The sequence below is a fragment of the Sulfitobacter sp. 1A13421 genome (assembly GCF_043557285.1).
Taxonomy (GTDB): Bacteria; Pseudomonadota; Alphaproteobacteria; order Rhodobacterales; family Rhodobacteraceae; genus Sulfitobacter; species Sulfitobacter faviae.
Map to the genome: position 1 here is coordinate 123,107 of NZ_JBIFFQ010000002.1, position 26,117 is coordinate 149,223.

The window sequence follows — 26,117 nt, forward strand, 5'->3', positions numbered from 1 at the left end:
TAACCGGGCTGCCCCAAGGGCCGCTTAGCCCTGCATGGCGGCGATCAGGGTGGCGAGTTCGGCCACCGGATCGTCCTTGTCCCAAATCTCGGTCCCGATGCCGAAAAAGTCGGTCCGGGGGGCGAGATCGCGGATCATGTTGATGTCAAGCGCGCCTTCGGCGACGACGGGCACTTCGATCACTTCGGACCACCACTGAAACAGATCGGCCTCGGCAAAGCTGCCGTCGCCGAGCGTGCTGGCTTGGGTCGGGCCGAAGCTGATGTAGTCTGCCCCGGCTTCGCCAGCCGCCATCCCCTCATGCCGCGATGTGCCGCAGAAGGCGCCGACGATGGCATCATCGCCCAGTTCTTTGCGGGCATGGCGCACGGTGCGGGCCGCATCGCTAAGGTGCACCCCGTCAAGGCCGAGCTTTTCGACCAGCAGCAGATGATCCGAGATCACCAAGGCCACGTCGCGCGCATGGGTCACTTCGCGCAGCGCGTCACCGGCGCGGGCAAGGCGGTCTTCATCCCGGGTCGAAAGCGCCATGCGCACACAGGCCACCGGATGGGCGTCGAGCACGGCGGCGAGTTGCGCGGGGAATTGGCTCAGCTCAACTTCGGGCGGGGTGATAAGGTAAATCTGCGGCTGTTCTGGCGCGTCCATGGTCACTGTCCTTAATCGAGTCTGGGGCCTTAATCGAGTCATGGGCCTTAATCGGGTCTGGAAGCCTGCCTAGCGCAGGGCGTTGCAAAAGAAAACGGATATGCGTGCGTCGCGCGGGCTTTCTTGCGGTGCGCAGGCGCAGGGGCTATGAGGCGCGCATGACAGAGACATCATCCTCCCCCGTTCAGCCCGCGCCGATCCCGGCCATCGTGCTTGTCCGCCCCCAGATGGGCGAGAACATCGGCGCCGCGGCGCGCGCGATGTGGAACTTCGGCCTCGATCACATGCGGGTCGTGGCCCCGCGCGACGGCTGGCCGAGCCAATCCGCCGTGGCCATGGCCTCGGGGGCGGGGCGGCTGTTGGACGAGGCACAGCATTGCGCCGATCTGCCCGAAGCGCTTGGCGATTGCGATTTCACCTTCGCCACCACGGCGCGTAGCCGAGACCTGACCAAGCCGATCTACAGCCCCGAAGCCGCGATGCGGCTGGCGGCGGAGAAAATCATGGCGGGTCAACGGGTTGCGGTTCTGTTCGGACCCGAGCGGGCAGGGCTTGAGAATGAAGATATCGCGCAGGCCAATGCCATCGTCTCGGTCCCGGTGAACCCAAAGTTCGCCTCTCTCAACCTCGCGCAATGCGTGCTGTTGATGTCTTACGAATGGATGCGGGCGCAGGGCAAGGTGACCCATGAGGTCGTCGAGATGGCGGGCACCGATTGGGCCAAGGGCGCCGAGGTTGACCATTTGGCGCGGCATTACGAGGAGCAGTTGACCGAGGCCGGGTTCTTCTTCCCCGAGCATAAGGTCGCCTCGATGAAGCTCAACCTTCGCAACATGTGGTCGCGGATGCCGCTGACGCGGGCGGATGTGCAGATGTTGCACGGCATCCTGCGGCAAATGGTCCGCTGGAAGGAGAAGGGTTGAGCCGAAGCCCGGCCCGGAATCAAGCCGCAGGCGCCGGGCCATCGCCTGCCCGCCCCACGGGGAGGCGATTTTGCAAAGCAATGCAACGCCTTACGCATGTTGCACCATCGCTGAGCCATAAAATGGCATGACGGCCCCGCCGGATCGCCACCCCCGGGCAGGCGATGGCCCTCACCTGTCTGGCGACCCCACCCCGCTAGACCTTTCTCTGCCCATGTCATACCACTCTATCCAAACGGAAAAAGAGGCGCGCCATGGCGGAGAAACGCAAACTGTTCGAAGAGGTCGGGACTGACCAACCCAGCCGTGCACCGGTGCAAACCGGCACGATCGACAAGGGCCGGGGCGGCGCGCGCGGGCCGATCCGGGTCTGGCTGATGATCCTCTTTGCGCTGGTCTTTGTCATGATCGCCGTGGGCGGGCTGACGCGGCTCACTGACTCCGGCCTCAGCATCACGGAATGGCGCCCGGTGACCGGTGCCTTGCCGCCGATGAATGAGGCCGACTGGCAGTCAGAATTCGAGAAATACAAGCAGATCGACGAGTTTCAGGTCCAGAACTCCTGGATGGAACTCTCTGATTTCAAAAGCATCTACTGGTGGGAATGGGGGCATCGGCAGCTTGGCCGGGTGATCGGCCTCGTCTGGGTCTTGGGCTTTCTCTACTTCCTTCTGCGCCGGCAAATCCCTGTCGGCTGGACCAAACGGCTGCTCTTTATCGGCGCATTGGGCGGCGCGCAGGGGGCGATCGGCTGGTGGATGGTCGCCTCGGGCGTGACCAGTGGGCAGGGGGTGACGGATGTGGCCTCCTACCGTTTGGCGACACATCTGGGGCTGGCCTTTGTCATCCTCGGTTTCATCACTTGGTATGTGCTTTTGCTGGGCCGCAGCGAACGCGATCTAATGCAAGCCCGCCGCGCCAAGGAGGCCAAGCAATTCGGCATGGCTACGGGTCTGTTGCATTTCGCCGCACTGCAAATCCTGCTGGGCGCCCTGGTCGCAGGGATTGACGCGGGGCGTTATTTCGTCGACTGGCCGCTGATGCAGGGGCAGTTCTTCCCGCCCGAGGCATTCGACATCACGCCGACATGGCGGAATTTCTTTGAGAATCCGGGACTGGTGCAATTCATGCACCGGATGGCGGGCTATTTGCTCTTTGCTTTCGGGGTTGTCGTCTGGCTGCGCGGTCGCCGCTCGGCCCATGCCCGGACGCGCTTTGCTTTCAACGCCGTGATGGCGGCGCTGTTTTTGCAGGTGGTTCTGGGCATCACCACCGTACTTTATGCCGCGCCGGTGCATCTGGCGCTCGCGCATCAGGCGCTGGCCGTGCTGCTTTGGGTGCTGATCCTGCGCGCGCGTTTCCTTGCGGCCTATCCTGTCGCCACATCGCTGAGAGGCTGAGACATGACTGCATATGACGATTTGATGGCTTTTCAGCGCGACACCGAGGCGCTGGCGCAGGTCGCGGGCCGTTTGGGCTGGGATCAGGAAACGGTCATGCCCCGGGGTGCGGCCCCGCAGCGGGCCGAGGAGATGGCGGCGATGGAAAGCGTTCTGCACGCCCGCCGCATCGGCCCACGCATCGCAGATTGGCTGGGCCAGATCGAGCCCGCGGCGCTGGATGCGGTCGGGCAGGCGAACCTGCGCCACATCAAGCGCGACTTTGATCGCGCTACCCGCGTGCCCGCCGATCTGGCGGCGCGCATCGCCCGAGTCACCTCCGCCGCCCAAGGCACTTGGGCCGAGGCCCGCGCCGCCGATGACTTCGCGGCCTTCGCTCCCACTCTGAAAGAAGTGATCGCGCTCAAACGCGAAGAGGGGGCCGCGCTGGCAGACGGGCGCGGGGTGGGGATCTACGACGCCATGCTCGAGGATTACGAGCCCGGCACCACGGCGGCGGACCTTGAAGCCATGTTCGGCGCGCTGCGGCCAAAACTCTCCGAACTGCGCGCCGCCGTCCGCGATGCCGAAGCGCCGCCGGTGTTGGAGGGGGCCTTTGACGAAGCAGCACAGATGACCCTCACCGCCAAACTGGCGCGGCGTTTTGGCTATGATCTGGCCACCGGACGCATCGACAAGGCGGTGCATCCCTTCTCCTCCGGGTCGGGGCTGGACGTGCGGATCACCACGCGAACCAATGCTCTCGACCCGTTCAATTGCTTCTACTCCACCGTGCATGAGGTTGGCCATGCGGCCTATGAGCAAGGGATCGACAGCGCCTATCTGCTGACGCCTTTGGGCCGGGGCGTGTCGATGGGGGTGCATGAAAGCCAAAGCCGCATCTACGAAAATCAAATCGGCCGCAGCCGCGCCTTCACCGGGTGGCTCTTTGGTGAGATGACGGCGGTCTATGGCGATTTCGGCGTACCGGATGCCGAGACTTTCTACCGGATCGTCAACCGCGTGTCCGACGGTTTCATACGGACCGAGGCGGATGAGCTTCAGTACAATCTCCATGTTCTGCTGCGTTTCGATCTTGAACGGGCGCTGATGTCGGGCGACCTGCAGGTCGACGGATTGGAAGCGGCGTGGAACGATCGCTTCGAGGCTGATTTCGGCTATCCGGTCGACCGCCCGTCAAACGGCGTCTTGCAGGACGTGCATTGGTCGGTCGGGCTTCTGGGCTATTTCCCGACCTACAGCCTTGGCAACGTCTATGCGGGATGCCTGCACGAGGCACTGCGGGAGGCCGTACCCGATCTCGACGAAGCCCTGGCACGGGGAGATACGAGCGCCGCTACCGGTTGGCTGCGTGAGAACGTGCAAAAGCATGGGGGCCTCTACGAGCCGCGTGAGGTAATCACCCGCGCCTGCGGAAAGCCGCCGACCGAGGCACCGTTGCTGACCTACCTAGAAAACAAGTTCACGGAACTGTATGGAATTTAGGCATCCGAGATGGGGAACAATTCGCCATTTTGGATGTTGCTTAAACAACGGGCATCGCTATAAATCCTAACCATAGCTTAATATTTCGCCTTTGCGCCGGATAAGATTATATGCGATGCTGCGGTGAGTTTCATTTTTGACGAGATATAGGAGTACCTAGACATGAAAATTCTTGCAACGGTGGCGGCAACTATCGCTCTTTCGGGTGCTGCTTTCGCCCAAACCACTTCTCAAGCGGCTGTTCTTGGGGCGTCTGACGATGCGGTCTATTCGCTTCAGGTTCAAGGTGCCAATGGTGTGGTCTATAACTGTAAGCCTGATCCGGTCACCGTAGACGGCAACACTGCGCGCGTTTGCGTGCCTGCCGCTGCAGATGGTGCAGGGCTCTTTGCTGCTGGTGCTGGTCTTGGTGGCGGCGCGGCGGCAGCTGGTGCTGCTCTGGTTCTGGTTGCAGTCGCGGCATCCGGTTCCTCTTCTTCGACCACTACTACCAACTAATTTCCTAACGGAAGTTTAAGATTAGAAAATCCCCCGCGCTGATGGCGCGGGGGATTTTTTGTTGTTCGATGATGTTTTGGTAAAAAGCCCCCGCCCCAAAGCATATGCATGGGGCAGGGGGGCGCCGATCATTCGGCGGCGCTGTCACCCTCGGCTTCGTCCTCTTCGTTGCCCTGATCGGCGATCCAAGCCACGCTCACAACTTCCTCGTTCTTGCCGGTGCTGAACACTTTGACACCACCTGCGCTGCGCGAGCGGAAAGAGATCCCCTCGACCGGCACGCGGATCGACTGGCCCTTGGAGGTCGCCAGCATCACCTGATCGGACATCTCGACCGGGAAGCAGGCGACGATGGGACCGTGGGCCATGGCCTTGGTCCAAGCCGTCACGCCCATGCCGCCGCGGCCCCGTACAGGGTAGTCATGGGCCGAGGAGACCTTGCCCGCACCCTTGGCGGTGATCGTCAGGATCAGATCCTCGGCGGCGGACATTTCGGCATAGCGTTCGGTGCTGAGCTGGCCAGCTTGAACCTGCTCTTCCTCGTCATCGCTGCTGTCCTCATCGGTCAGCCCCGCCATCAAGCGGCGCTGTTTGAGATAGGCGACACGCTCTTCCGAACTCGCTTCGAAATGCCGGATCACGGACATGGAGACGAGGTTGTCGCCTTCGCCCAGACGGATGCCGCGCACGCCGACGGAGTTGCGCGAGTTGAACACCCGCACATCGGTCGCCGGGAAGCGGATCGCGCGGCCCGCGTCGGTGACCAGCATCACGTCATCGTCGTTCGAGGCGATGCGCGCGTTGATCAGCGTGGTGCCCTCATGCTCGCCTTCGAACTTCATGGCGATCTTGCCGTTGGCCTTCACATTGGTGAAATCCGACAGCTTATTGCGCCGCACGGTCCCGGCAGAGGTGGCAAAGATCACCTGCAGGTCGTCCCATTCCTTCTCATCCCGGTCCACCGGCATGATCGCCGCGATGGAGACACCGGTGGGGATGGGCAGGATATTCACGATGGCCTTGCCCTTGGCGGTGCGCGCGCCCTGCGGCAGGCGCCATGTCTTCAGCTTGTAGACCATGCCGTCGGTCGTGAAGAAAAGAAGTTGCGTATGGGTGTTGGCGACGAAGAGGTTGGTGACGACATCCTCTTCCTTGGTCTGCATGCCCGAGACACCCTTGCCGCCGCGGCGCTGTGCGCGGAAGTCAGCCAGAGGCGTGCGCTTGATGTAGCCGCCGGAGGTCACGGTCACGACCATCTCCTCGCGGGCGATCAGGTCTTCGTCGTCCATATCGCCCGACCAGTCGACGATCTCGGTCCGACGTGGCACGGCGAATTGCTCGCGCACCTCGCGCAGCTCGTCCGAAATAATGCCGAGGATGCGCTCGCGGGAACCCAGAATCTCGAGGTATTCCTTGATCTTGCCCGCCAACTCTTCCAACTCGTCGGTCACTTCCTTAACGCCGATCTGGGTGAGGCGCTGTAGGCGCAGTTCCAGAATGGCGCGGGCCTGCGCTTCGGAGAGGTTGTAGGTGCCGTCGTCGTTCGCCGTATGGGTCGGGTCGTCGATGAGCGCGATATAGGGCAGGATGTCCTCGGCGGGCCAGCGGCGGGTCATCAGCTTCTCGCGCGCCTCGGCGGCATCGGCGGAGGAGCGGATGGTGGCGACTACTTCGTCGATATTGGTGACAGCGACCGCGAGACCGCAAAGGATATGGCTGCGCTCGCGCGCCTTGCGCAGCAAGTAGGCCGTGCGGCGCGCCACGACATCTTCGCGGAAGTCGATGAAGTAGCTCAGGAATTTGCGCAAAGTGAGCTGCTCAGGACGGCCGCCGTTCAGCGCCAGCATGTTGCAGCCGAAGTATGTCTGCATCGGGGTGAAGCGGTAAAGCTGGTTCATCACCACTTCGGCGGTGGCGTCGCGTTTGAGTTCGATCACCACGCGCACGCCGTTACGGTCGCTCTCATCCTGAACGTGGGCGATGCCCTCGATCTTCTTCTCGCGAACCTGTTCGGCGATCTTTTCGATCATCGTGGCTTTGTTGACCTGATAGGGGATCTCGTCGATGACGATGGCCCAGCGGTCTTTGCGGATTTCCTCGACCCGGGTCTTGGCGCGGATCACCACGCTGCCGCGGCCTTCGAGATAGGCTTTACGCGCGCCGGAGCGGCCCAGCATGATGCCGCCCGTGGGAAAGTCGGGGCCGGGGACGTATTCGATGAGTTGTTCCGAAGTCAGGTCCGGATCGTCGATCAGCGCGAGGCAGGCATCAACCACCTCGCCGAGGTTATGCGGCGGGATGTTCGTCGCCATGCCGACGGCAATGCCGCCCGCGCCGTTGACCAGCATGTTCGGAAAGCGCGCGGGCAGAACCGTGGGTTCCTGCTGCTTGCCGTCGTAGTTGTCCTGAAAATCGACGGTTTCCTTGTCGATATCGGCCAGAAGATAGGCGGCGGGCTTGTCCATGCGCACTTCGGTATAGCGCATGGCCGCCGGGTTATCGCCGTCCATCGAGCCGAAGTTGCCCTGACCATCCAGAAGGGGCAGAGACATGGAGAAATCCTGCGCCATCCGCACAAGCGCATCATAGATCGCGCTATCGCCATGCGGGTGGTACTGACCCATCACATCACCGACGGGACGCGCGGATTTGCGGTAGGCTTTGTCATGCGTGTTGCCGGTCTCGTGCATCGCGTAGAGGATGCGGCGGTGCACCGGTTTCAGACCGTCGCGCAGATCGGGAATCGCGCGGCTGACGATCACGCTCATCGCGTAGTCCAGATAGGACGTGCGCATCTCGTGTTCGATGGTCACCGACGGCCCGTGAAAGATGGGCTTTTCGTCTGCGTTTTCAGGGGTATCCGGCGTATCGGTCACGTATCTTGCCCACCATTTTTATGGTTCTATATCTTGGGGTTTTCTATAGCAGACGGGGCATATCAGGTGCAATGGCTGTGGCCGAAACGCACTGGCAGCACTCGGGGCGAAGTGCCAACACACTGTTTTCATTGAAAAGTAATTCTGACCGCGCAAACTTGTCCTACAGAGGCAGCAAGGGAGGCGCAACATGCCCCGCAGTGAAACCGAATTGATGCTGAAAGGTTACGGGCTGACCACGGCAGAGTTCTTTTACCACATGCCCGATTATAGCCATGTGCTGAACAGCTACATCTGGCAGGATTACGACATTGCACCGGACCATCCACGCCTGTTCGAATTCGTCGAATTCTGGCGCGCAGAGTTGGACGGTCCGCTGCATTCGGTCCGGTTCACCCACCGCAAGCTGATCGGCCCCGGCGAATGGCAAAACCAAGTGGGTGAGTTCACGCTACATTGAGCCGGTAAGCCCGAGGGCAGGGGCGTTAGGCCGAACAGCTCGCCCCGCCCAACACGCAGAATTTTGCGCAATGCGGGTGGTTCAGCGCCACGTCGCGCTCCGCCTCGGCCAATGTGGTGCCGAGTTCAAACTCAGGGTCGTAGGGCAAGAGCGTGCAGGCCAGCACGGCAGGCTTCTCGGCCCCCTTGCGTTTGACCACCATCCGGGAGGAGGCGCACATCACCGCGTCAGGCGACTTGTCCAAGATGCCCCAGCAGGCGGTGGTGATTTCGGGCACCTCGACCGCCTCGTCCATCTCGGGGAAGAGGACGGTCATGGCGGGGTCCTGCGCGTCGATGTCAAAGCCGTGTTCGGCATAGAAGGCGGCATAGCCCGCGCGGCTGTCGGCATCGCTGTCGGCAAAGATCGACCGCCCCGCCACGGCCATGCGAAAGCCGTTGTCGCGGAGCCATTCCATGCCAGTCAGGGTCTTGTCGAAGGCACCTTCGCCACGTTCCGCATCATGCAGATCGCGGCGATAATGGTCGACGGAGATGCGGAAGGTCATCTTGCCGGGATAGGCATCGCGCAGCCGCAACAGCCCCTTTTGCACCGATTTGCGCATCATCGGACGCATGGCGTTGGTCAGGATCAACACCTCGTATCCGCGCTCTAGCGAGGCTTCGGTGATCTCGATCATCTGGGGGTTCATGAAGGGCTCGCCGCCGGTGAAGGCAATCTCGCGCACCGGCCAGCTACGCTCCTCGATCTGGTTGAGATAGTCGCGCACCTCATCCGCGGTGATATAGACTAGCGCGTCGTTCTTGGGGCTAGAGGCGATGTAGCAGTTCACGCATTCGATGTTGCACAGGGTGCCTGTGTTGAACCAAAGCGTTTCCGCCCCGCGCAGGGCCACGGTGGCGCGGGGTTCCCCCTTGGCGGTGACCGCCGGGTTCTGGAACTTGCCCTCGTTTGCTTGCGCAATATCTTTCATGATTGTTCCTTGCGTGATCCCGTGTGTTCCTGTTGTGGTAAGCTATTGCGGCGCACCCTAAAAGTCCAAGCACCGGGGCGCACAGTCTTGTGATGTAGGGAAAAATAAGTATGTTTGCGCTAACTCTGCCACTCTGCCCGGACAAGGATTAATCAATGGTTTCGCGTGTTATCCCTGTCGACCCCTTCGATCTTGTCATCTTTGGCGGCACCGGCGATCTGGCCCGGCGCAAGATTTTGCCGGGTCTTTATCGCCGTTACTGTGCGGGCCAAATGCCCGAAGAGGCGCGGATCATCGGCGCTGCGCGCACCGAGATGGACGCCGCAGGCTACCGCGAGATGGTGGCCGAAGCGATTGAAGAGTTCGGCGGGAAAGACGCCTGCGATAACCTCGACGCCTTTCTCGCCAAGCTTGACTATGTCGCCATCGACGCACGCGGAGAGACCGGCTGGGCCGAACTGCAAGACCTGATGTCCGGCAAGGACCGGATCGAGGTCTATTACTTCTCCGTCGCGCCGGGGCTTTTCGGTGATTTGGCGGAACGGTTGCAGCAATGGGGCATGGCGGGCGAAGAATGTCGCATTGTCGTGGAAAAACCCTTTGGTCGCGATCTGGAGAGTGCGCGCGCCCTCAACGCGACGCTGGCCACCTATTTCAAAGAGCAGCAGATCTACCGGATCGATCACTACCTCGGCAAAGAGACGGTGCAGAACCTCATGGCCGTGCGCTTTGGCAATATGCTGTTCGAGCCATTGTGGAACCGCCAATACGTCGATCACATCCAGATCACCGTGGCCGAGACGGTGGGCGTCGGCGGCCGTGGGGAGTATTACGACAAATCCGGCGCGATGCGGGACATGGTGCAGAACCACTTGATGCAACTCTTGTGCCTGATCGCGATGGAGCCGCCCGCGCGTTTCGACCCCGATGCGGTGCGCGACGAAAAGCTGAAAGTGATCCGCGCGATTGATCCGGTGCTGCCGCATCACCTCGTGCGCGGACAGTATGAGGCTGAAGAGGGCAATGAAGAAGATGCCCCCAGCTACCGCGATGCCGTCGGCAACCCACGGTCGCGGACCGAGAGTTTCGTGGCGTTGAAGGCCCATATCAGCAACTGGCGTTGGCATGGCACACCGTTCTATCTGCGCACCGGCAAGCGGATGGTGGCCCGGTCGAGCGAGATCACGGTGGTTTTCAAAGACACGCCGCATTCCATCTTTGCCGAAGACGCGGGCCGTCATCGCAACGTGCTGTCGATCCGCTTGCAACCCAACGAGGGCATCACTCTTGGCGTGACAATCAAGGAACCGGGGCCGGGGGGCATGCGTCTGGTCGATGTGCCGCTCGACATGACCTTTGCCGAAGCGCTTGGCCCCGATGGGGGCGATCAGGTCGATGCCTATGAGCGGCTTATCATGGACGTGATCCGGGGCAACCAGACATTGTTCATGCGCGACGACGAGGTCGAGGCCGCCTGGGCCTGGACCGATCCGATCATCCAAGGCTGGGAGGCGCGTCACGACGTGCCCAAACCCTATGACAGCGGCTCGGCGGGGCCGACGGATGCGACAGAAATGATGCGGCGCGATGGCCGTGAATGGCGAAAGGTATCCCCATGAACATCATCGAATATGCGGACCGCGAAATGCTGGTGATGAATGTCGCCAACAAACTGGCGGGCAAGTTGAAATCGGCGCTTTCGGGCAATGACCGCGTGTCTTTCGCGGTGCCAGGCGGCTCTACCCCCGGGCCGATCTTTGAGATGCTCAGCGCGACCGATCTGGATTGGAGTCGGGTGGATGTGATGCTGACCGATGAGCGTTGGGTGGACGCGGATGACCCGCTGTCGAACGCGCGTCTGGTGCGCGAGCATCTTTTGAACGACCGTGCCGCGGCGGCGCAGTTCATCCCCTTTTTCCGCCCCGGGCTTTCTCCGGGCGAGGGGGCAGAGGTGGTGGCCCCCAGTCTGACGGATCATGTGCCGATCTCTGTCCTGTTGCTTGGCATGGGCGACGACATGCACACCGCCTCGCTTTTCCCCGGCGACCGGAGCCTGCCTGACGCTTTGGCCGCCGATGCCCCGCTTTTGTGCCCGGTCTATCCCGAGGGCCAGCCCACTGCGCGGGTCACGCTGCCGGCGCATGTGCTCGACGGGGCGCTGAACAAGCATCTCGTGATTTTCGGGGATGAGAAACGCGCGGCCCTTGAGCGCGCGCAGGGGCTTTCCCCCGAAGAGGCGCCGATTGCATCGGTGCTGGATGAAATCGAAGTTTACTGGGCGGCATGATGAACATTTGGCAAGACCTTCAAGAGCGGCAGAGCGCCGTGGCGGACCGCAAGATCACGGCACTGTTCTATGACCCGAACCGGGCCGAGGACTTCTCGCTGCGGACGCAGCATATGCTGTTCGACTACGCCAAGACGAATATCGACACCGAGACCCGCGCGGCACTGCTGCAACTGGTCGAAAACGCCAAAGTCACCGAGCGGCGCGATGCGATGTTCGCGGGCGCGCCGATCAATGAGACTGAGGGCCGCGCGGTGCTGCACACTGCGCTGCGCAATCTCGATGGCGGGCCGGTAGAGGTCGCGGGCGAAGATGTCATGCCGCAGGTCCGCGACACGCTGGCGCGGATGCGCAGCTTTGCCGATCAGGTGCGCAGCGGCGACATTACGGATGTGGTCAACATCGGCATCGGCGGCTCCGACCTTGGCCCCGCCATGGCAACCCGCGCGCTGACACCCTATCACGATGGGCCGCGCTGCCACTTCGTCTCGAACGTCGATGGGGCGCATATCGCGGATACGCTGCGGGGCCTAAATGCCAAGAAAACGCTGGTGATCGTGGCGTCCAAGACTTTCACCACCATCGAGACCATGACCAACGCGCGCACGGCGCGGGGGTGGATGCAGGACCATGGCGGCGATCCGGCGACGCAATTCGCCGCACTCAGCACCGCGGATGACAAGACCGCTGAGTTCGGGATCGACCCGGCTCGGGTCTTCGGTTTCGAGGATTGGGTCGGCGGACGCTATTCCGTCTGGGGTCCGATTGGGCTGTCGCTGATGATCGCCATTGGCCCCAAGGCTTTCGACAGCTTCCTGCGCGGCGCGCAGGAGATGGACCGCCATTTCTGCGCCGCTGATCCGGCTGAGAATATGCCGATCCTTCTGGCGCTGGTGGGCATCTGGCACAACCAAATCTGCGGCCATGCCACCCGCGCGGTGCTGCCCTATGACCAACGGCTTGAGATGCTGCCCGATTACCTGCAACAGCTTGAGATGGAATCGAACGGCAAGGGCGTGCAGATGGACGGCGCCGACAGCCCGCGCCACACTGGCCCGGTGGTCTGGGGCGCGGCGGGGACCAATGGGCAGCACGCTTTCTATCAGTTGATCCACCAAGGCACCCGGGTGATCCCTTGCGAGTTTCTGGTGGCGGCCAAGGGACATGAGCCGGATTTGCAGCACCACCACGATCTGCTGATTGCCAATTGCCTCGCTCAATCCGAGGCGCTGATGCGCGGGCGGTCTTTGGATGAAGCGCGCGCCATCATGCGCGATGCGGGGCTTTCGGGCGACGCGCTTGAACGCCAAGCCCGCCACCGTGTCTTCCCCGGCAACCGGCCCTCGACCACACTCGTCTATGAAACGCTTGATCCCTTCACGCTCGGCCAGATCATCGCGCTTTATGAGCATCGCGTTTTTGTCGAAGGGGTGATCCTTGGCATTAACTCTTTCGATCAATGGGGCGTGGAACTGGGCAAGGAACTGGCCAAATCGCTCCAACCGCTGGTCGAAGGCGAGGTCTCTACCAAGGGGAAAGACGGCTCTACCGCAGGGCTGATCGGCTATATCCACCAGCATCGCGGCTAGAGGCTGCCCTTAGACCGGAACGAGGCACCGCGCGGGCGACAGCCGCCTGCGCGGTGCCATTGTCCTGTCCGTCAGCGCTATTCCGACTTGCCGGAGGGGAAGGCTTGCAACTGCCCTGACCTTTGGACAGTCTCAAAGCAAATGATTGGAGGACCCCCTATGCTTGGCCAGATGATGACGCAGCCGCTGCTGATCTCAAGCCTGATTTCCCATGCCGAACGCTATCACCCCGAGGGCGAGATTATCTCGGTCTCGACCACCGGCGGGGTTGAGGAGACGAACTGGGGACAGGTGGCCGAGAACGCGCGACGTTTGGGCGCGGCCTTGACCGATCTGGGGCTGTCGCCGCAGGCGCGTTGCGGGACGATCGCATGGAACAATCGGCGGCATCTGGAGATCTACTTCGGCACCTCCGGCGCGGGCTTTGTCTGCCATACGATCAACCCGCGGCTCTTTGCCGATCAGCTTGTATATATCCTCAACCATGCCGCGGATGAGGTGCTGTTCATCGACAAGACCTTCGTCCCATTGGTCGCCGCGATCCGCGATAAGCTTGAGCATCTCAAGCACCTCGTCCTGTTGTCCGGCCCCGATGCCGAGGCAGCCGAGGCGCTGCCGGGGTTGGTCTTCTACGACGAATTGGTGGCTTCGGGCGATGCCGGGTTCGACTGGCCCGATCTGGATGAGAACACGGCGTCGAGCCTTTGCTACACCTCTGGCACCACGGGCAATCCCAAGGGCGTGCTCTATTCTCACCGCTCGACCGTGCTGCATTCCTTTGGCATCAACATGGCCGACAGCATCGCGATCTCCGCGCGGGACATCGTGATGGCCGTGGTGCCGATGTTCCATGTCAACGCTTGGGGCTGCCCCTATGCCAGCGCGATGACCGGCGCGCGGATGGTGTTGCCGGGGCCGAACCTCGATGGGGCGTCGCTGGTAGGGCTGATCGACACCTACCGCGTTTCCTTGGCGCTTGGCGTGCCGACGATCTGGCAAGGGCTCTTGGCGGCGGCAAAGAAATCCGGCAGCGAACTGCCCAGCCTAGAGCGTACCGTGGTCGGCGGTTCGGCCTGTCCGCCGTCGATGATCAAGACCTTTCGCGAAGACTATGGGGTGGAGACCATCCACGCCTGGGGCATGACTGAGATGTCGCCGGTGGGCAGCGTCAACAAACCCTTGGCGAAACACGGTGAATTGCCCGAGGATGCCCAGCACAAGCTGCGCGAGAACCAAGGCCGCCCGGTCTTTGGCGTCGAACTTGAGATCTGGGACGACGCAGGCAAGCCGCTGCCCCACGACGGCGAAACCCAAGGCGCGCTGGTCACCCGCGGGCATTGGATTTTGGATGCCTACTACCAATCCGACCGCGACAGCACCCTGCGCGATGGCTGGTTCGACACCGGCGATATCGCGACGATGGACGCCGACGGCTATATCACCATCCGCGACCGCGCAAAGGATATCATCAAGTCGGGCGGCGAATGGATCAGTTCGGTCGAGTTAGAGAATATCGCCATCGCCCATCCCGATTTGGCCGACGCCGCCGTCATCGGGGCCACCCATCCCAAATGGGACGAGCGCCCGGTTCTGGTCGCGGTGAAGGCCGAAGGGGCCGATCCGTCAGAGGCGGATATCCTCAAGGTTTTTGAGGATCAGATCGCCAAATGGCAGGTGCCCGACAGGGTGGTCTTCGCCGAGGCACTGCCGCGCAACGCGACGGGCAAAGTGCTGAAACGCGATCTGAGGGACCGCTTTGGCGATGTGCTGATGCAGGGCGAGAGCTAAGGTAAGTTGCCCCGGTCCGTTTTGGGCCGGGGCGTTTATCGTCAGGCCGAACGGCGCATCTCACTATCAGCCACGGGTCGGGGCAGGGACAGCCGGAAGGTGCTGCCCACGTCGACTTTGCTTTCCAGCGACAGGCTGCCGCCATGCAGGCTGGCCAGTTGCTCGGCAATCGCAAGGCCCAGCCCCAAGCCGCCGTTCTCACGCGACATTGAGCCGTCAACCTGCTGAAACCGCAGGAAAACCCGCTCAAGATTGTCCTCGGAAATACCGCAGCCCGTGTCGGAGACCGAGAAGGTGATCTCTTCGGCATCCTGCTGCATCTGCAGATGAATATTGCCGCTGCGGGTGAATTTGATCGCGTTTGAAATCAGGTTGTAGAGGATCTGCCGCAGGCGCACCGGATCGGCATTGGCGAGGGCCGTGCCATTGTCCTCGTAGGTCAGCGTCAGCCCCTTAGCCTCGGCATCCGGGCGCAGGTCCTCGGCGACGGAGCGGGCGATCTCGCTGGTCTCAACCTCTTGCAGATCGAGCTCCATCTTGCCGCGCGCGACCTTGGTCCAATCCAACAGGTCTTCGACAAGGCGCAGCATATGTTTGGACGACCCCGCGATGCCGCCCGCTTGGTCAGAGACGAAGTTTTGGAACTCATCGACGCTGTGTCGAATGTCGGGCGTGGCATTGGCGCTGTTGTTCAGCGCGGTCTGCAAACGCCGGGCTTGGGGCAGCTTCCCGGCATGTTGCAGAAAGGTCGCTCGGCCCGAGATCACGGTCAGCGGCGTGCGCAATTCATGGCTGACGTTGTTCAGGAATTCGGTCTTTTCGCGGTCCGCCGCCTTTGCCGCGTCGAGCGCGCGTTTCTCGGCCGTCACATCGGTCCAGATGCCCACGGTATAGCCATGCGGCGTGCGGGATTCCGTGACTTTGAGCCAGAAGTTATCCGAGACCTCAAGAATGAAGGCGCCGGTTGGGTTGCGGAACCGGGCGAGACGTTTGGCGATCCAAGCCTCACGCTCCTCGACCTGCTCTGGGTGCTGATGGCGGGCGACCCAATGGCGCAACAGCTCTTCGATGGTTTTGCCGGGGATCAGAAGGTCAGCGATTTCAGGGTGATACTCCAGAAACTTGCTGTTGACGGTGACAAGGCGTTCTTTCTCGTCAAAGGCGATGAACCCCTCTTGGATCGAGCCGATCCCTTCGGCCAAAAGCGCATGGGCTTCCTGCTTTTTCAGCGTGACCCGGCGGAAGGCCCAGAGGCCTGCCATCAGCGCGATGGTCGCGATCAGGGCGAAGGCTACGAGGTAGGGGCTTTGCGGGGCATAGGGGGGCAGACCGTTGGCGGGGCTGGCCGTGGCCTCCCATGTCTTGCCCAAAAGCTCGAACCGGGTGCGCACGGGGGCTGTGGGGTCGACCCCCGCAGGCTCAATCTCAGGCGGCATGACGCCCGTGGGAAAGGCGCGGAGGCTATAGATGTAGTCGGCGGCCTGATGCGGGTTTTGATGCGGCTCGAACAGCCGGTCGGGCTGGAAGACGATGGACATCACCCCCCAAAAACGCGGCGCGCCCAGGCCGATGGGGCGCTCGAACACCGGGTAGTGCATGATATAGCCCTTGCCGCCTTGAACGAGGTTCAGCGGCCCTTCGATGGTCGGGCTTTGGCGGCGGTAGGCATTGGCGACGCCGGAAAGCTGCGTCGGGATGTTCTTGTATTCCAGGCCAATCGTCTCGCCATTCTGGGTCTTGGGATAGCTATGGGTGATCTTCAGGTCCGGGGCGAGGGCGAAGGCCTGAATGCCGGGATTCCGGTCGCGCAACTCCTTGACCAGCAGTTCGATCTTTTTGTCTTTGAAGGCCTCGCCGGAGAGCAGGATATTCTCGATGTTCTTAGTGACCAGAATGGTCTCTTGGAACTGATGCTGTACCTGATTGCTGACTTCATGCAGCGTTTGCCGGGCGTCCTGACGGATGCTGGCGATATGCTGCTCGTAATCCAGTTTGACGATTGAATAGCTGATGCCGGCGACACAGCACAGCACGATGAAATTGACGATGATATACGCCTTGGATGTCGCGTAGTCCCGAAACGCGTTTGCCACGCTTTTTTCCTTTGCCTCAATGCGCATCCGACATCGTTGGGCCATTTGCGCGTAAGTTACTTCCCTGTTGATTGCTACTTTTGCGGGCAATCATGGCGAAATTCGGACCAGATTAGGCTTTTCAGGGGTGTGACCTTGGGGAACCCTGCGGGGCCTGTGTGGGGCCATGTGGCGGGATCACAAAGGCGGAGGGGGGAGCGTGGAGCGGGTAACGAGAATCGAACTCGTAACTAAAGCTTGGGAAGCTGCCGTGATACCTTTTCACCATACCCGCGCGCTGAGGGTGAGATAATCGGCGCGCGGGGGAAGGTCAAGTCAGGGTTTCGTCGCGGTGACGAAATTGATTTCGGCTGGCAGGCGCAGGGGGCCGTCTTCCGCATAGGGGCGCAGAGCTTCGGCGATGGTTTGCCGAAGCTTTTCGACCTGTGGCGGGTCCGCCTCGAAATGATTGATCGCGCCGCTGGCCGGGCCGATGTCGCACATCTGCTGGGCAAGGTCATCGACCGTGCCCGCGGGGGTGAGGTCAAGCCGTGTCACTTTGCAGGCGATATCGACAAATCCCGCCTCGGCGAGGATCGACACCACGCGTTCGGGGTCGCGAAAGGCGAAGGGGCCGGGGCCGTCGGGATCGCTTTTCGGCATGGCCCCGATGGTGGCCCGGGCCGCGCGGGCGGGCAGGGTGAAGAAAGGGTTCTCGGGGATTTGGCCCCAAGCGGCAAAGCTGAGCTTCGCGCCGGGGCTGAGTTGCGCGGCCATGCGCGTGAAGCTGAGCACCGGATCGGCAAAGAACATCACGCCAAAGCGCGAGATCAGCCGGTCATAGGGAGGGGAAAGCGCTAGCGTCGTTGCATCACCGTGGTGAAAGGCGACATGGGGCAGGGCGGCGGCCCGTTGCCGCGCGAGGTCGAGCAGCGGGGCAGAGACATCGACGCCCAGCACCGCGCCCGCATCGCCCACCGCCTCGGCGGCGGCGAGACAGCCCGCCCCCGCGCCGCAGCCGATGTCGAGCACCCTCAGCCCCGGCGCCAGTTCGGCGCGCGCCAGCACGCCATCCAGCACAGGCTGCATCAGAATGTCCAACTCAGCCTGCCGCGCGGCCCATCTCTGCCCCGCAGAGGCGCTCCAGAATTCGACCTGATCGCTGTTGTCTGTCGCACTCATCACGTCGCCCTTCTTCTGCGCCGACGCCCGCCGCGTTCGCTTTCGCCGCTGCTGCCGGTGTTGAAGGTCATCTCCGGCAGGGCGACGAGGCTGTTGAGGATGGGAAAAGGCTCTACCGCATTGGGGATAGCTGAGGCGTTGACAAAATGCTCCTGAAAGCGCGGCTCGACGGCGGTTTCGATCTTGTGGATCGCGCCCACGGTCGCCTCGATCTCGGCCCGGGCCTCGGTATTGAGCAGGGCGATCCGGGCGCCGGTGCCCGCCGCATTGCCCGCGCTGGTGACTTTGTCGAGCGGCGCGTCGGGGATCATGCCTAGCACCATCGCGTGTTTGGGGCTGATATGTGCGCCAAAGGCCCCCGCCAGTACAACGCGGTCAACTTTGTCGACGCCGAATTTGTCCATCAGCAGCCGCGCGCCGGAATAGAGCGCGGCCTTGGCCATCTGGATTTCGCGAATGTCGCGGTTGGTCACCGTGATCTTGGGCCCGCCCTTTTCGGTGCCGTCATAGACCAGATAGCTGTTGGTGCGCCCATCGGCAAAGACCGAGGCGGAGCCCGTCTGCGCAGCGCTGCCAATCAGCCCCGGCGCGTCGACGATGCCGTGAATGCGCATCTCGGCGACCATTTCGATAATGCCGGAGCCGCAGATGCCCGTGACGCCGGTGCTCTCCACCGCCTCTTCAAAGCCGTCCTCGTCGGACCAGAGATCACAGCCGATCACCTTGAACCGGGCCACCTTGGTTTCCGGGTCAATCTCGACCCGTTCGATCGCCCCCGGCGCCGCTCGTTGGCCCGAGCTGATCTGCGCCCCCTCAAACGCGGGTCCGGTGGGAGAGGAACAGGCCAGCACCTTTTCCTTGTTGCCCAGCAGGATCTCCGCATTGGTGCCCACATCGACCACCAGCATCAATTCGTCGGACTTCTCCGGCGCCTCGGATAGGGCGACCGCGGCGGCATCCGCGCCGACATGGCCCGCGATGCAAGGCAGCAGGTAGACGCGGGCGGAGGGGTGGATGTTCAGATCCAAATCCTCGGCCCGCAGACGCAGCGCGCCGGAGGTTGCAAGCGCAAAGGGCGCTTGACCCAACTCGAAGGGGTCGATGCCCAGCAGCAGGTGGTGCATCACCGGGTTGCAGACGAAGACCGCGTCGACGATCAGATCGGGCGCGACATTCCCTTCGGCGGCGATCTGGTTGAAAAGCGTCGCCATCCCTTCGCGCACCGCGCGGGTCATCTCCTGCGCGCCGTCGGGGTTCATCATGGAATAGCTGACGCGGCTCATCAGGTCTTCGCCGAAACGGATCTGCGGGTTCATCACGCCGGAAGAGGCCATGACCTCACCGGTTTGCAGATCGCACAGATGCGCCGCGATGGTGGTAGAGCCGAGGTCGACCGCCAGACCATAGACCGTGCCCTCGTAATATCCCGGCCAAATGTTCATGATCCGCGCGGCGTTTTCCTGATCGCCCAGATGGACGGCGACGGTGACTTTCCAATCGCCCTTGCGCAGGACCGGCTGCATCATTTGCAGGATGTGCAGATCGGCGGTGACTTTCTCCAACTCCCACTGCTCGGCCAGCGCGGCCCTGAGACGTTCCAGATCGCCCGAGGGTTCGTGCATGTCGGGCTCCGTCACTTCGACGTAGAAGAGTTTGACCGACGGGTTCAGCACAATCTCCCGCGCCTCGGCGCGTTTGCGCACGACCTGTTTGTGCACCTGGCTCTCTGGCGGCACGTCGATCACCACATCGCCCTGCACCGTGGCCTGACAGCCTAGACGGCGGCCCTCCTTCAAGCCGCGCTTCTCGTCATAGCGTTCCTCGACCGCGTTCCATGGGCTCAGCGCATCGGGCGCAACGGTCACCCCATGTTTTGAGAACTGCCCATAGCCCGGCGAGACCTGACATTTCGAACAGATGCCGCGCCCGCCGCAGACCGAGTCCAGATCGACACCCAACTGCCGCGCGGCGGTCAGCACCGGGGTGCCTGTGGGAAAGCGCCCTCTCTTGCCGGAGGGCGTGAAAATCACGAGGGGGTCACTGCTCATCGGGGCCGTCCTTTGTTTCTTTGCGACAGCATAGCGTGCCGCGCGGCGGGGGAAAGATGCGGGGCGGCAATTCATGCCGCGCCCGCGTCATTCGCCGTCTGTGGCTTACGCGGGGGAATAGGCCTTTCCAATCCCGGCCATCCGTGAAATAGGAAACCGCCAAATGAACCCATCCAGACCCGAGGTGTTAAATGGAGATTCGTGAGGCCCTGACCTTTGATGACGTCCTGCTGGTTCCCGCAGCGTCTTCTGTGTTGCCGTCCACCGCAGACACGCGAACCCGCGTCACGCAGAGCATCGCGCTCAATATCCCGCTGCTCAGCTCGGCCATGGATACGGTGACCGAAAGCCGCATGGCCATTGCACTGGCGCAGGCCGGGGGCATGGGGGTGGTGCACCGCAACCTCACGATCGAAGAACAGGCCCGCGAAGTGCGTCGGGTAAAACGCTTTGAATCCGGCATCGTTTACAACCCGATCACCCTGCGCCCCGACCAGACGCTGGCGGATGCCAAGGACCTGCAAGAACGCTACCGCGTGACCGGCTTCCCGGTTGTAGACGAAAATGGCCGCGTGCTGGGCATCGTGACCAACCGCGACATGCGTTTCGCCTCCGACGACCGCACGCCGGTCTCGGTGATGATGACTTCTGATCGGCTGGCGATCCTGCAAGAGCCTGCGGACCGGGACGAGGCGATCAGCCTGATGAAATCGCGCCGGATCGAGAAGTTGCTGGTCACGGATGCCGAAGGCAAGCTCACCGGGCTGCTGACCCTGCGCGACACCGAACAGGCCGTGCTGAACCCCACCGCCTGCAAAGATGATCTGGGCCGCTTGCGTGTCGCTGCGGCGACGACAGTGGGCGACGCGGGCTTCGAGCGCTCGGAAGCGCTGGTCGATGCGGGCGTCGATATGATCGTGATCGACACCGCCCATGGCCATTCTGAAGGCGTGGCCCATGCGGTGACCCGGGCCAAGAAACAGTTCGGCGATGTGCAGGTCGTCGCGGGCAATGTGGCCACCGGCGATGCCACCCGCGCGCTGATCGACGCGGGCGCCGATGCGGTCAAGGTCGGCATCGGCCCCGGCTCCATCTGCACCACGCGGATGGTGGCGGGCGTGGGCGTGCCGCAACTGACCGCGATCATGGACTGCGTGGCCGCTGCGGGCGACGTGCCGATCATCGCCGATGGCGGCATCAAGTTCTCAGGCGATTTTGCCAAGGCGATTGCCGCCGGTGCCTCCTGCGCCATGGTCGGCAGCATGATCGCCGGCACCGACGAAAGCCCCGGCGAAGTCGTTCTTTATCAAGGCCGTAGCTTCAAAAGCTACCGTGGAATGGGCAGCATGGGCGCCATGGCGCGCGGCTCGGCAGACCGGTATTTCCAGAAAGACGCCGCCTCTGACAAACTGGTGCCCGAGGGGATCGAAGGTCAGGTGCCTTACAAGGGCAGCGCGGGCAATGTGTTGCACCAATTGGTCGGCGGTCTGCGCGCGGCCATGGGCTATACCGGTTGCGCCACCGTCGATGAGATGCGCCGCAACTGCAACTTCGTGAAGATCACCGGCGCAGGGCTGAAGGAAAGCCATGTGCATGACGTGCAGATCACGCGCGAAAGCCCGAATTACCGTATCGGTTAACCCATAAAGCAGCGGCCCGCGGGCCGTTCTTTCTAAAAGGAAGATGCCATGACCCCCGGCGCGCGCGTATCCGCTGCGATAGAAGTTCTGGACGCAATTGCCGGGGGGCTGGCCGCCGAACAGGCGCTGACCCGATGGGCACGTCAGAGCCGTTTCGCGGGCTCCAAAGACCGTGCCGCCGTGCGCGATCATGTGTTCGACGTGCTGCGCCGAAAACGCAGCGCGGCGCATTATGGCAGGGGGGAGACGGGCCGCGCGCTGATGATCGGTGTGCTGCACGGGCAGGGGGGCGACCTTGACGCGCTCTTTGCAGGGGCAGGCCATGCGCCCGCGCCGCTGTCCGAGGCTGAGCGGGCCTTCTCGCCAGCGCCCGAGGATCGCGCAACGCGGCTGAACCTGCCCGACTGGCTGCTCCCCCTGTTCGATACGGCGCTTGGGGAGAATGCGGATGCCGCGGCCCTCGCGCTTCAAGAGCGCGGGCCGATCTGCCTGCGGGTAAACACGGCGCGGATCGCCGTGCCCGCCGCGCAAGAACTGCTGGCCGAAGAGGGTGTCCAAACCCGCGCAAACCCGCTTGCCGAAGCCGCGCTGACCGTGACCGAAGGCGCGCGCCGCATCCGAAATTCCGTCGCCTTCACCGACGGTTACGTCGAATTGCAAGACGCAGCGAGCCAAGCTGTCGTCGCCGCGCTGCCTTCGGGGGGCCGGGTGCTCGACTACTGCGCCGGCGGCGGCGGCAAAGCGCTTGCGCTGGCCATGGACTCCGCGCGTGAGATCACGGCACACGACATTGACCCCCGCAGGATGAGCGATCTTCCCCCCCGCGCCGATCGCGCGGGCGTCGCGATTTCCCTAGCCGATACCGAAGAAGCCAAAGCGGGCGCCCCCTATGATCTCGTCCTCTGCGATGCGCCCTGTTCCGGCTCGGGCGCATGGCGCCGCGCGGCGGAGGGCAAGTGGACCCTGACCCCCGAGCGCTTGACCGAGTTGACCACCATTCAGGACCAGATTCTCGATACGGCAGCAGGACTTACCGCACGCGACGGAGTCTTGGCCTATGCCACCTGCTCCCTGTTTCGCGAAGAGAACGAAGCGCGGGTGGAAGCCTTTCTGGCCCGCCACCCCGAGTGGCGAGTCGCCCGCAGGGACCGCTATGACGTAACCCCCGATGGCGACGGATTCTTTTCAGCGCAGTTGACGCGCGAGTAAATTTACCCATAATCAACCAATGCGTGCAAACCGATCTCGGTTAAAGCCTGCTTAACCTCTGTCGCACGTAATAGTCGTATGATTCGGTTGTTAGGGGATGTGCGTGCAGCAGGACGTTGGGCATTCAGGGATTGGGGGGCAGGCGGGGCTCAGGCGGCTTTGGCTGCTTGTGGTGATGGCCATTGCCGCTGGCGCGCTTGCGCTGCGCAGCACCGATGCGACGTTGCAGCTTGCCCTTGTCGCCTCGGCGGCCACATTGGGTTTTATTTTAACTGGTTACATCGTCTTGCTTCTATGGGATAGTGGCCGGAATCGGGCCAGCGCGGATGGGGTCGCGGACTTCATCGCAAAAGACGCCGCACCCAGTTTCATCGCTACCTCCGATCGGCAAGTCATTTACCGCAACGAGGCGGCTCTAAAGCAGTTTGGCGAGGGCGGCGAAAAAACCCTCGCGCAGGCCTTACGAGCGCATTTCGCCAATCCCGTGGGCCTTCTCTACCGCCTGCAATCACGCGCCAACGCCAACGGCAATGCGCGGGAAGAGGTGATCACCCGGTCCGGCCCGATGCGCCTATCGGTGCACCAGTTATCAGCCGACCGCCTGCTTTGGCGGATTGAAAGCGTTGCCACCCGCGAGGGCCCCCGCAGTACGCACGAAAGCATGGCCTTGCCAATGGTCATGCTGGGCCGCGGTGGGGCGATCCTTTTCATGAATGAAGCGGCGCGCATACTGGTCGGGGAACGGGTGAAGTCACTGGACCGATTGTTCAATTCCCTACCCTTAACCCCCGGAACCGTGACCGAAATCGCCACCGCAGAAGGAAACCGGCAGGTACTGGTGGCCGAGGTTGAGGCCGGCGCGAACCGCCGCGCGCTCTATCTTCTGCCGCCGGCCGAAGGGGCTGCCTCTCCCAATGAATTAGGCTGGGAAACGTTTCAAGACCTCCCCGTGCCGATGATCAAACTGCGCCCCGATGGAACGGTATTGGCTTTCAACCGTATGGCGGGGAAGCTGCTCGGCGTATCGCTGCGGCGCGACACCCATCTTTCGCATCTGATGGAGGGGCTCGGCCGCTCGATCTCGGACTGGCTGCAAGACAGTCTTGCAGGGCGGTTGGTTCAAAAGTCCGAATTTCTCAGGCTCACCCGAACGGATCAGGAGGTCTTCGTTCAGGTCTCACTCAACCGCATATCCGAAGCAGGCGAGGCGGCCCTCATCGCGGTGCTACAGGACGCGACCGAACTCAAATCGCTCGAGGCACAATTCGTGCAGAGCCAGAAGATGCAGGCCATTGGACAGCTTGCCGGGGGCGTCGCGCATGACTTCAACAACCTTTTGACGGCAATTTCTGGGCATTGTGACCTCCTCTTGCTGCGGCACGATCAGGGAGACCCGGATTTCAGCGATCTGGTCCAGATCAACCAAAACGCCAATCGGGCGGCCGCGCTTGTGGGACAACTCCTCGCCTTTTCGCGCAAACAAACCCTCCGGCCAGAGACGCTCGACATGCGCGATACCCTCGCCGATCTCACGCATTTGCTGAACCGACTGGTGGGCGAAAAAGTAACGCTGACCCTTAGCCATGACCCGGTACTTGCGCCAATCCGCGCGGATAAACGCCAGTTGGAGCAGGTTTTGATGAACCTCGTCGTCAACGCCCGCGATGCCATGCCCGCCGGGGGCGAGATCCGTATCGTGACCGAGGTGACGAGCCTCGACCAACCGCTTGAAAGAGATCGGGTCAGCGTGCCAGCAGGCCGCTACGTCACGGTGCAGGTGCATGACGATGGCACGGGCATTCCGAAGGATAAGCTGCAAAAGGTGTTCGAGCCGTTCTTCACCACCAAGCGAACCGGCGAGGGCACCGGCCTTGGCCTCTCCACTGCCTATGGTATCGTCAAACAAACGGGCGGTTTCATCTTTATCGACAGTGAGTTGGGCAGGGGCACATGTTTTACCCTCTACTTCCCCGTGCTGGAGGGCCAGCCCACTGCGGTCGCGAAAAAGCCCCCGGCATCGCCGGATCAAAGCCCGCTTCAGCGGTCCGACGGGGTGATCCTTCTGGTGGAGGATGAAGCGCCCGTGCGCGCCTTCGCAAGCCGCGCATTACGGCTCCGCGGCTACACGGTGCTCGAAGCCGAATCCGCCGAAGCCGCGTTAAAGATGCTCGAAGATAAGGATTTGGATATCGATGTATTCGTAACAGACGTCGTTATGCCCGGCATGGATGGGCCAAGCTGGGTGCGCCAAGCGCTCAAACAACGCCCGGATGTGCGGGTTGTTTTCGTCTCCGGCTATGCGGAGGATAACTTCGGTCAGGAACAGTCGAAAATTCCGAATTCTGTCTTCCTGCCCAAACCCTTCTCTCTCACCGACCTGACCACAACGGTCCACAATCAGCTACATTAAGCATCGCCTGGGGCAGGGTTATGTAATCGACTCGTAAAGCTCAAACTCCGCCGCGAACTTACGGCGAAAGCGTTTTTCCACATTCGGGGAAAGCGCCAGCTCCATCTTGGGAGAGACATTCTCCTGCCCCAAGGTCAGCGTCACGTCGAGCCGCTCTTCCAAAAAGCGACGGAGCCGCGTCTGATCTTCATAGCGGAAATGGTGAGTGATCCCGGTGCCGTTCGGTTGGGTCTCCATGAACTTCAGCTGGCTCCCCACATCGGCGAAGCCCGGCTTGTCGCCCTTCATATAGGCGAGAACGAATTCGTCGAAAGTGATCCCGAAGGTGTTGTTCGGCTTGCCCTTCATGAAGGGGCGCTGCCGATAGCGATACCAACTGCCCAGCCAAGAGATCGGTTCGCGCATCACTGCCATCAGCTCAAGCTCGGCATCGCAAACCTTTAGAAACATTGGCCGAATGAAACGATTATAGCGATAAACAGGCGCATGCTTCAGCATGGGCGGATCGGAAATCACCATGTCCGCCCGCGGCGCCAGTGCTTTCTCATAGGCCGTGGTTCCGGTCTTTGGGACCGACAGAAAAGCCAGCCGTTCTTTAAAAAAAACAATCAATTGCGTCTTACCTTGGG

Annotated in this window: 19 protein-coding genes and 1 tRNA gene; 12 read left to right on the forward strand and 8 right to left on the reverse strand. The window is 62.2% G+C overall.

The genetic code is table 11. From position 1 onward, the window contains the following. Positions 1-24: 24 nt before the first annotated feature. On the reverse strand, positions 25-648 hold the full coding sequence (locus tag ACGYLI_RS04350; RefSeq protein ID WP_394417395.1) for a thiamine phosphate synthase: 624 nt from the start codon (positions 646-648) through the stop codon (positions 25-27). 158 nt (positions 649-806) lie between these two features. Between ACGYLI_RS04350 and ACGYLI_RS04355 the strand changes: the two genes are divergently transcribed. From ACGYLI_RS04355 to ACGYLI_RS04370, 4 genes are all read left to right on the forward strand, one after another. After that, the gene (locus tag ACGYLI_RS04355; protein WP_394417398.1) at positions 807-1,571 is read left to right on the forward strand and encodes an RNA methyltransferase; all 765 of its coding nucleotides are present in this window, start codon (positions 807-809) and stop codon (positions 1,569-1,571) included. A 254-nt stretch (positions 1,572-1,825) separates the two neighbouring features. Beyond that, positions 1,826-2,971 carry a heme A synthase gene (gene ctaA / locus ACGYLI_RS04360; protein WP_394417401.1) on the forward strand — a complete coding sequence of 382 codons (1,146 nt, stop codon included), beginning with the start codon at positions 1,826-1,828 and terminating at the stop codon, positions 2,969-2,971. Positions 2,972-2,974: 3 nt separating this feature from the next. Next, a complete protein-coding gene (locus ACGYLI_RS04365) occupies positions 2,975-4,456 on the forward strand; it encodes a carboxypeptidase M32 (protein ID WP_394417404.1) in 1,482 nt (493 codons plus the stop codon). 162 nt (positions 4,457-4,618) lie between these two features. Next, on the forward strand, positions 4,619-4,954 hold the full coding sequence (locus ACGYLI_RS04370; RefSeq protein WP_276154009.1) for a hypothetical protein: 336 nt from the start codon (positions 4,619-4,621) through the stop codon (positions 4,952-4,954). Between the two features lie 128 nt (positions 4,955-5,082). On the opposite strand, the gene gyrA is transcribed toward ACGYLI_RS04370, so the two are convergent. Continuing rightward, positions 5,083-7,830, reverse strand: coding sequence for a DNA gyrase subunit A (gyrA, locus tag ACGYLI_RS04375; RefSeq protein ID WP_394417407.1), 2,748 nt, complete (start codon positions 7,828-7,830; stop codon positions 5,083-5,085). Positions 7,831-8,020: 190 nt separating this feature from the next. On the opposite strand from gyrA, the gene ACGYLI_RS04380 reads away from it, so the two are divergent. Next, positions 8,021-8,290 carry an usg protein gene (locus ACGYLI_RS04380; RefSeq protein WP_067262037.1) on the forward strand — a complete coding sequence of 90 codons (270 nt, stop codon included), beginning with the start codon at positions 8,021-8,023 and terminating at the stop codon, positions 8,288-8,290. 25 nt (positions 8,291-8,315) lie between these two features. Here the strand turns inward: ACGYLI_RS04380 and ACGYLI_RS04385 are convergent, their stop codons facing one another. Further along, positions 8,316-9,263, reverse strand: coding sequence for a radical SAM protein (locus tag ACGYLI_RS04385; RefSeq protein ID WP_394417411.1), 948 nt, complete (start codon positions 9,261-9,263; stop codon positions 8,316-8,318). 155 nt (positions 9,264-9,418) lie between these two features. Between ACGYLI_RS04385 and zwf the strand changes: the two genes are divergently transcribed. The 4 genes from zwf (at position 9,419) to ACGYLI_RS04405 (ending at position 14,927) form a co-directional block, all read left to right on the forward strand. Further along, on the forward strand, positions 9,419-10,882 hold the full coding sequence (zwf, locus tag ACGYLI_RS04390) for a glucose-6-phosphate dehydrogenase (protein WP_394407615.1): 1,464 nt from the start codon (positions 9,419-9,421) through the stop codon (positions 10,880-10,882). After that, positions 10,879-11,550, forward strand: a complete 672-nt coding sequence (pgl, locus tag ACGYLI_RS04395; protein WP_394407617.1) for a 6-phosphogluconolactonase — start codon at positions 10,879-10,881, stop codon at positions 11,548-11,550. The genes zwf and pgl overlap by 4 nt, the downstream gene beginning before the upstream one ends. Beyond that, positions 11,547-13,139 (forward strand): glucose-6-phosphate isomerase, encoded by a 1,593-nt coding sequence (gene pgi / locus ACGYLI_RS04400; RefSeq protein WP_394417414.1) that lies wholly within the window; start codon positions 11,547-11,549, stop codon positions 13,137-13,139. Before pgl ends, pgi begins: the two co-directional genes overlap by 4 nt. Before the next feature lie 159 nt (positions 13,140-13,298). Continuing rightward, the gene (locus ACGYLI_RS04405; protein WP_394417417.1) at positions 13,299-14,927 is read left to right on the forward strand and encodes a long-chain fatty acid--CoA ligase; all 1,629 of its coding nucleotides are present in this window, start codon (positions 13,299-13,301) and stop codon (positions 14,925-14,927) included. A 41-nt stretch (positions 14,928-14,968) separates the two neighbouring features. On the opposite strand, the gene ACGYLI_RS04410 is transcribed toward ACGYLI_RS04405, so the two are convergent. The 4 genes from ACGYLI_RS04410 to ACGYLI_RS04425 form a co-directional block, all read right to left on the reverse strand. Continuing rightward, positions 14,969-17,020 (reverse strand): ATP-binding protein, encoded by a 2,052-nt coding sequence (locus ACGYLI_RS04410; protein ID WP_394417419.1) that lies wholly within the window; start codon positions 17,018-17,020, stop codon positions 14,969-14,971. A gap of 200 nt (positions 17,021-17,220) precedes the next feature. Further along, positions 17,221-17,294 (reverse strand) — tRNA-Gly (locus ACGYLI_RS04415). Between the two features lie 41 nt (positions 17,295-17,335). Next, a complete protein-coding gene (locus ACGYLI_RS04420) occupies positions 17,336-18,181 on the reverse strand; it encodes a class I SAM-dependent methyltransferase (protein WP_394417422.1) in 846 nt (281 codons plus the stop codon). Next, a complete protein-coding gene (locus tag ACGYLI_RS04425) occupies positions 18,181-20,229 on the reverse strand; it encodes an ASKHA domain-containing protein (RefSeq protein WP_394417425.1) in 2,049 nt (682 codons plus the stop codon). The genes ACGYLI_RS04420 and ACGYLI_RS04425 overlap by 1 nt, the downstream gene beginning before the upstream one ends. A 191-nt stretch (positions 20,230-20,420) precedes the next feature. On the opposite strand from ACGYLI_RS04425, the gene guaB reads away from it, so the two are divergent. The 3 genes from guaB to ACGYLI_RS04440 all read left to right on the forward strand — a co-directional run bounded on the left by guaB (position 20,421) and on the right by ACGYLI_RS04440 (position 25,488). Next, positions 20,421-21,869, forward strand: a complete 1,449-nt coding sequence (gene guaB / locus ACGYLI_RS04430; RefSeq protein ID WP_394417428.1) for an IMP dehydrogenase — start codon at positions 20,421-20,423, stop codon at positions 21,867-21,869. Positions 21,870-21,917: 48 nt separating this feature from the next. Continuing rightward, positions 21,918-23,078 carry an RsmB/NOP family class I SAM-dependent RNA methyltransferase gene (locus ACGYLI_RS04435; protein WP_394417431.1) on the forward strand — a complete coding sequence of 387 codons (1,161 nt, stop codon included), beginning with the start codon at positions 21,918-21,920 and terminating at the stop codon, positions 23,076-23,078. 175 nt (positions 23,079-23,253) lie between these two features. Then, positions 23,254-25,488, forward strand: coding sequence for an ATP-binding protein (locus ACGYLI_RS04440; RefSeq protein ID WP_394417434.1), 2,235 nt, complete (start codon positions 23,254-23,256; stop codon positions 25,486-25,488). An 18-nt stretch (positions 25,489-25,506) separates the two neighbouring features. Here ACGYLI_RS04440 and ACGYLI_RS04445 read toward each other — a convergent pair whose 3' ends face one another. After that, entirely contained in the window at positions 25,507-26,100 is a 594-nt protein-coding gene (locus tag ACGYLI_RS04445) for a gamma-glutamyl kinase (protein ID WP_271693818.1), read from the reverse strand. Positions 26,101-26,117 lie beyond the last annotated feature (17 nt).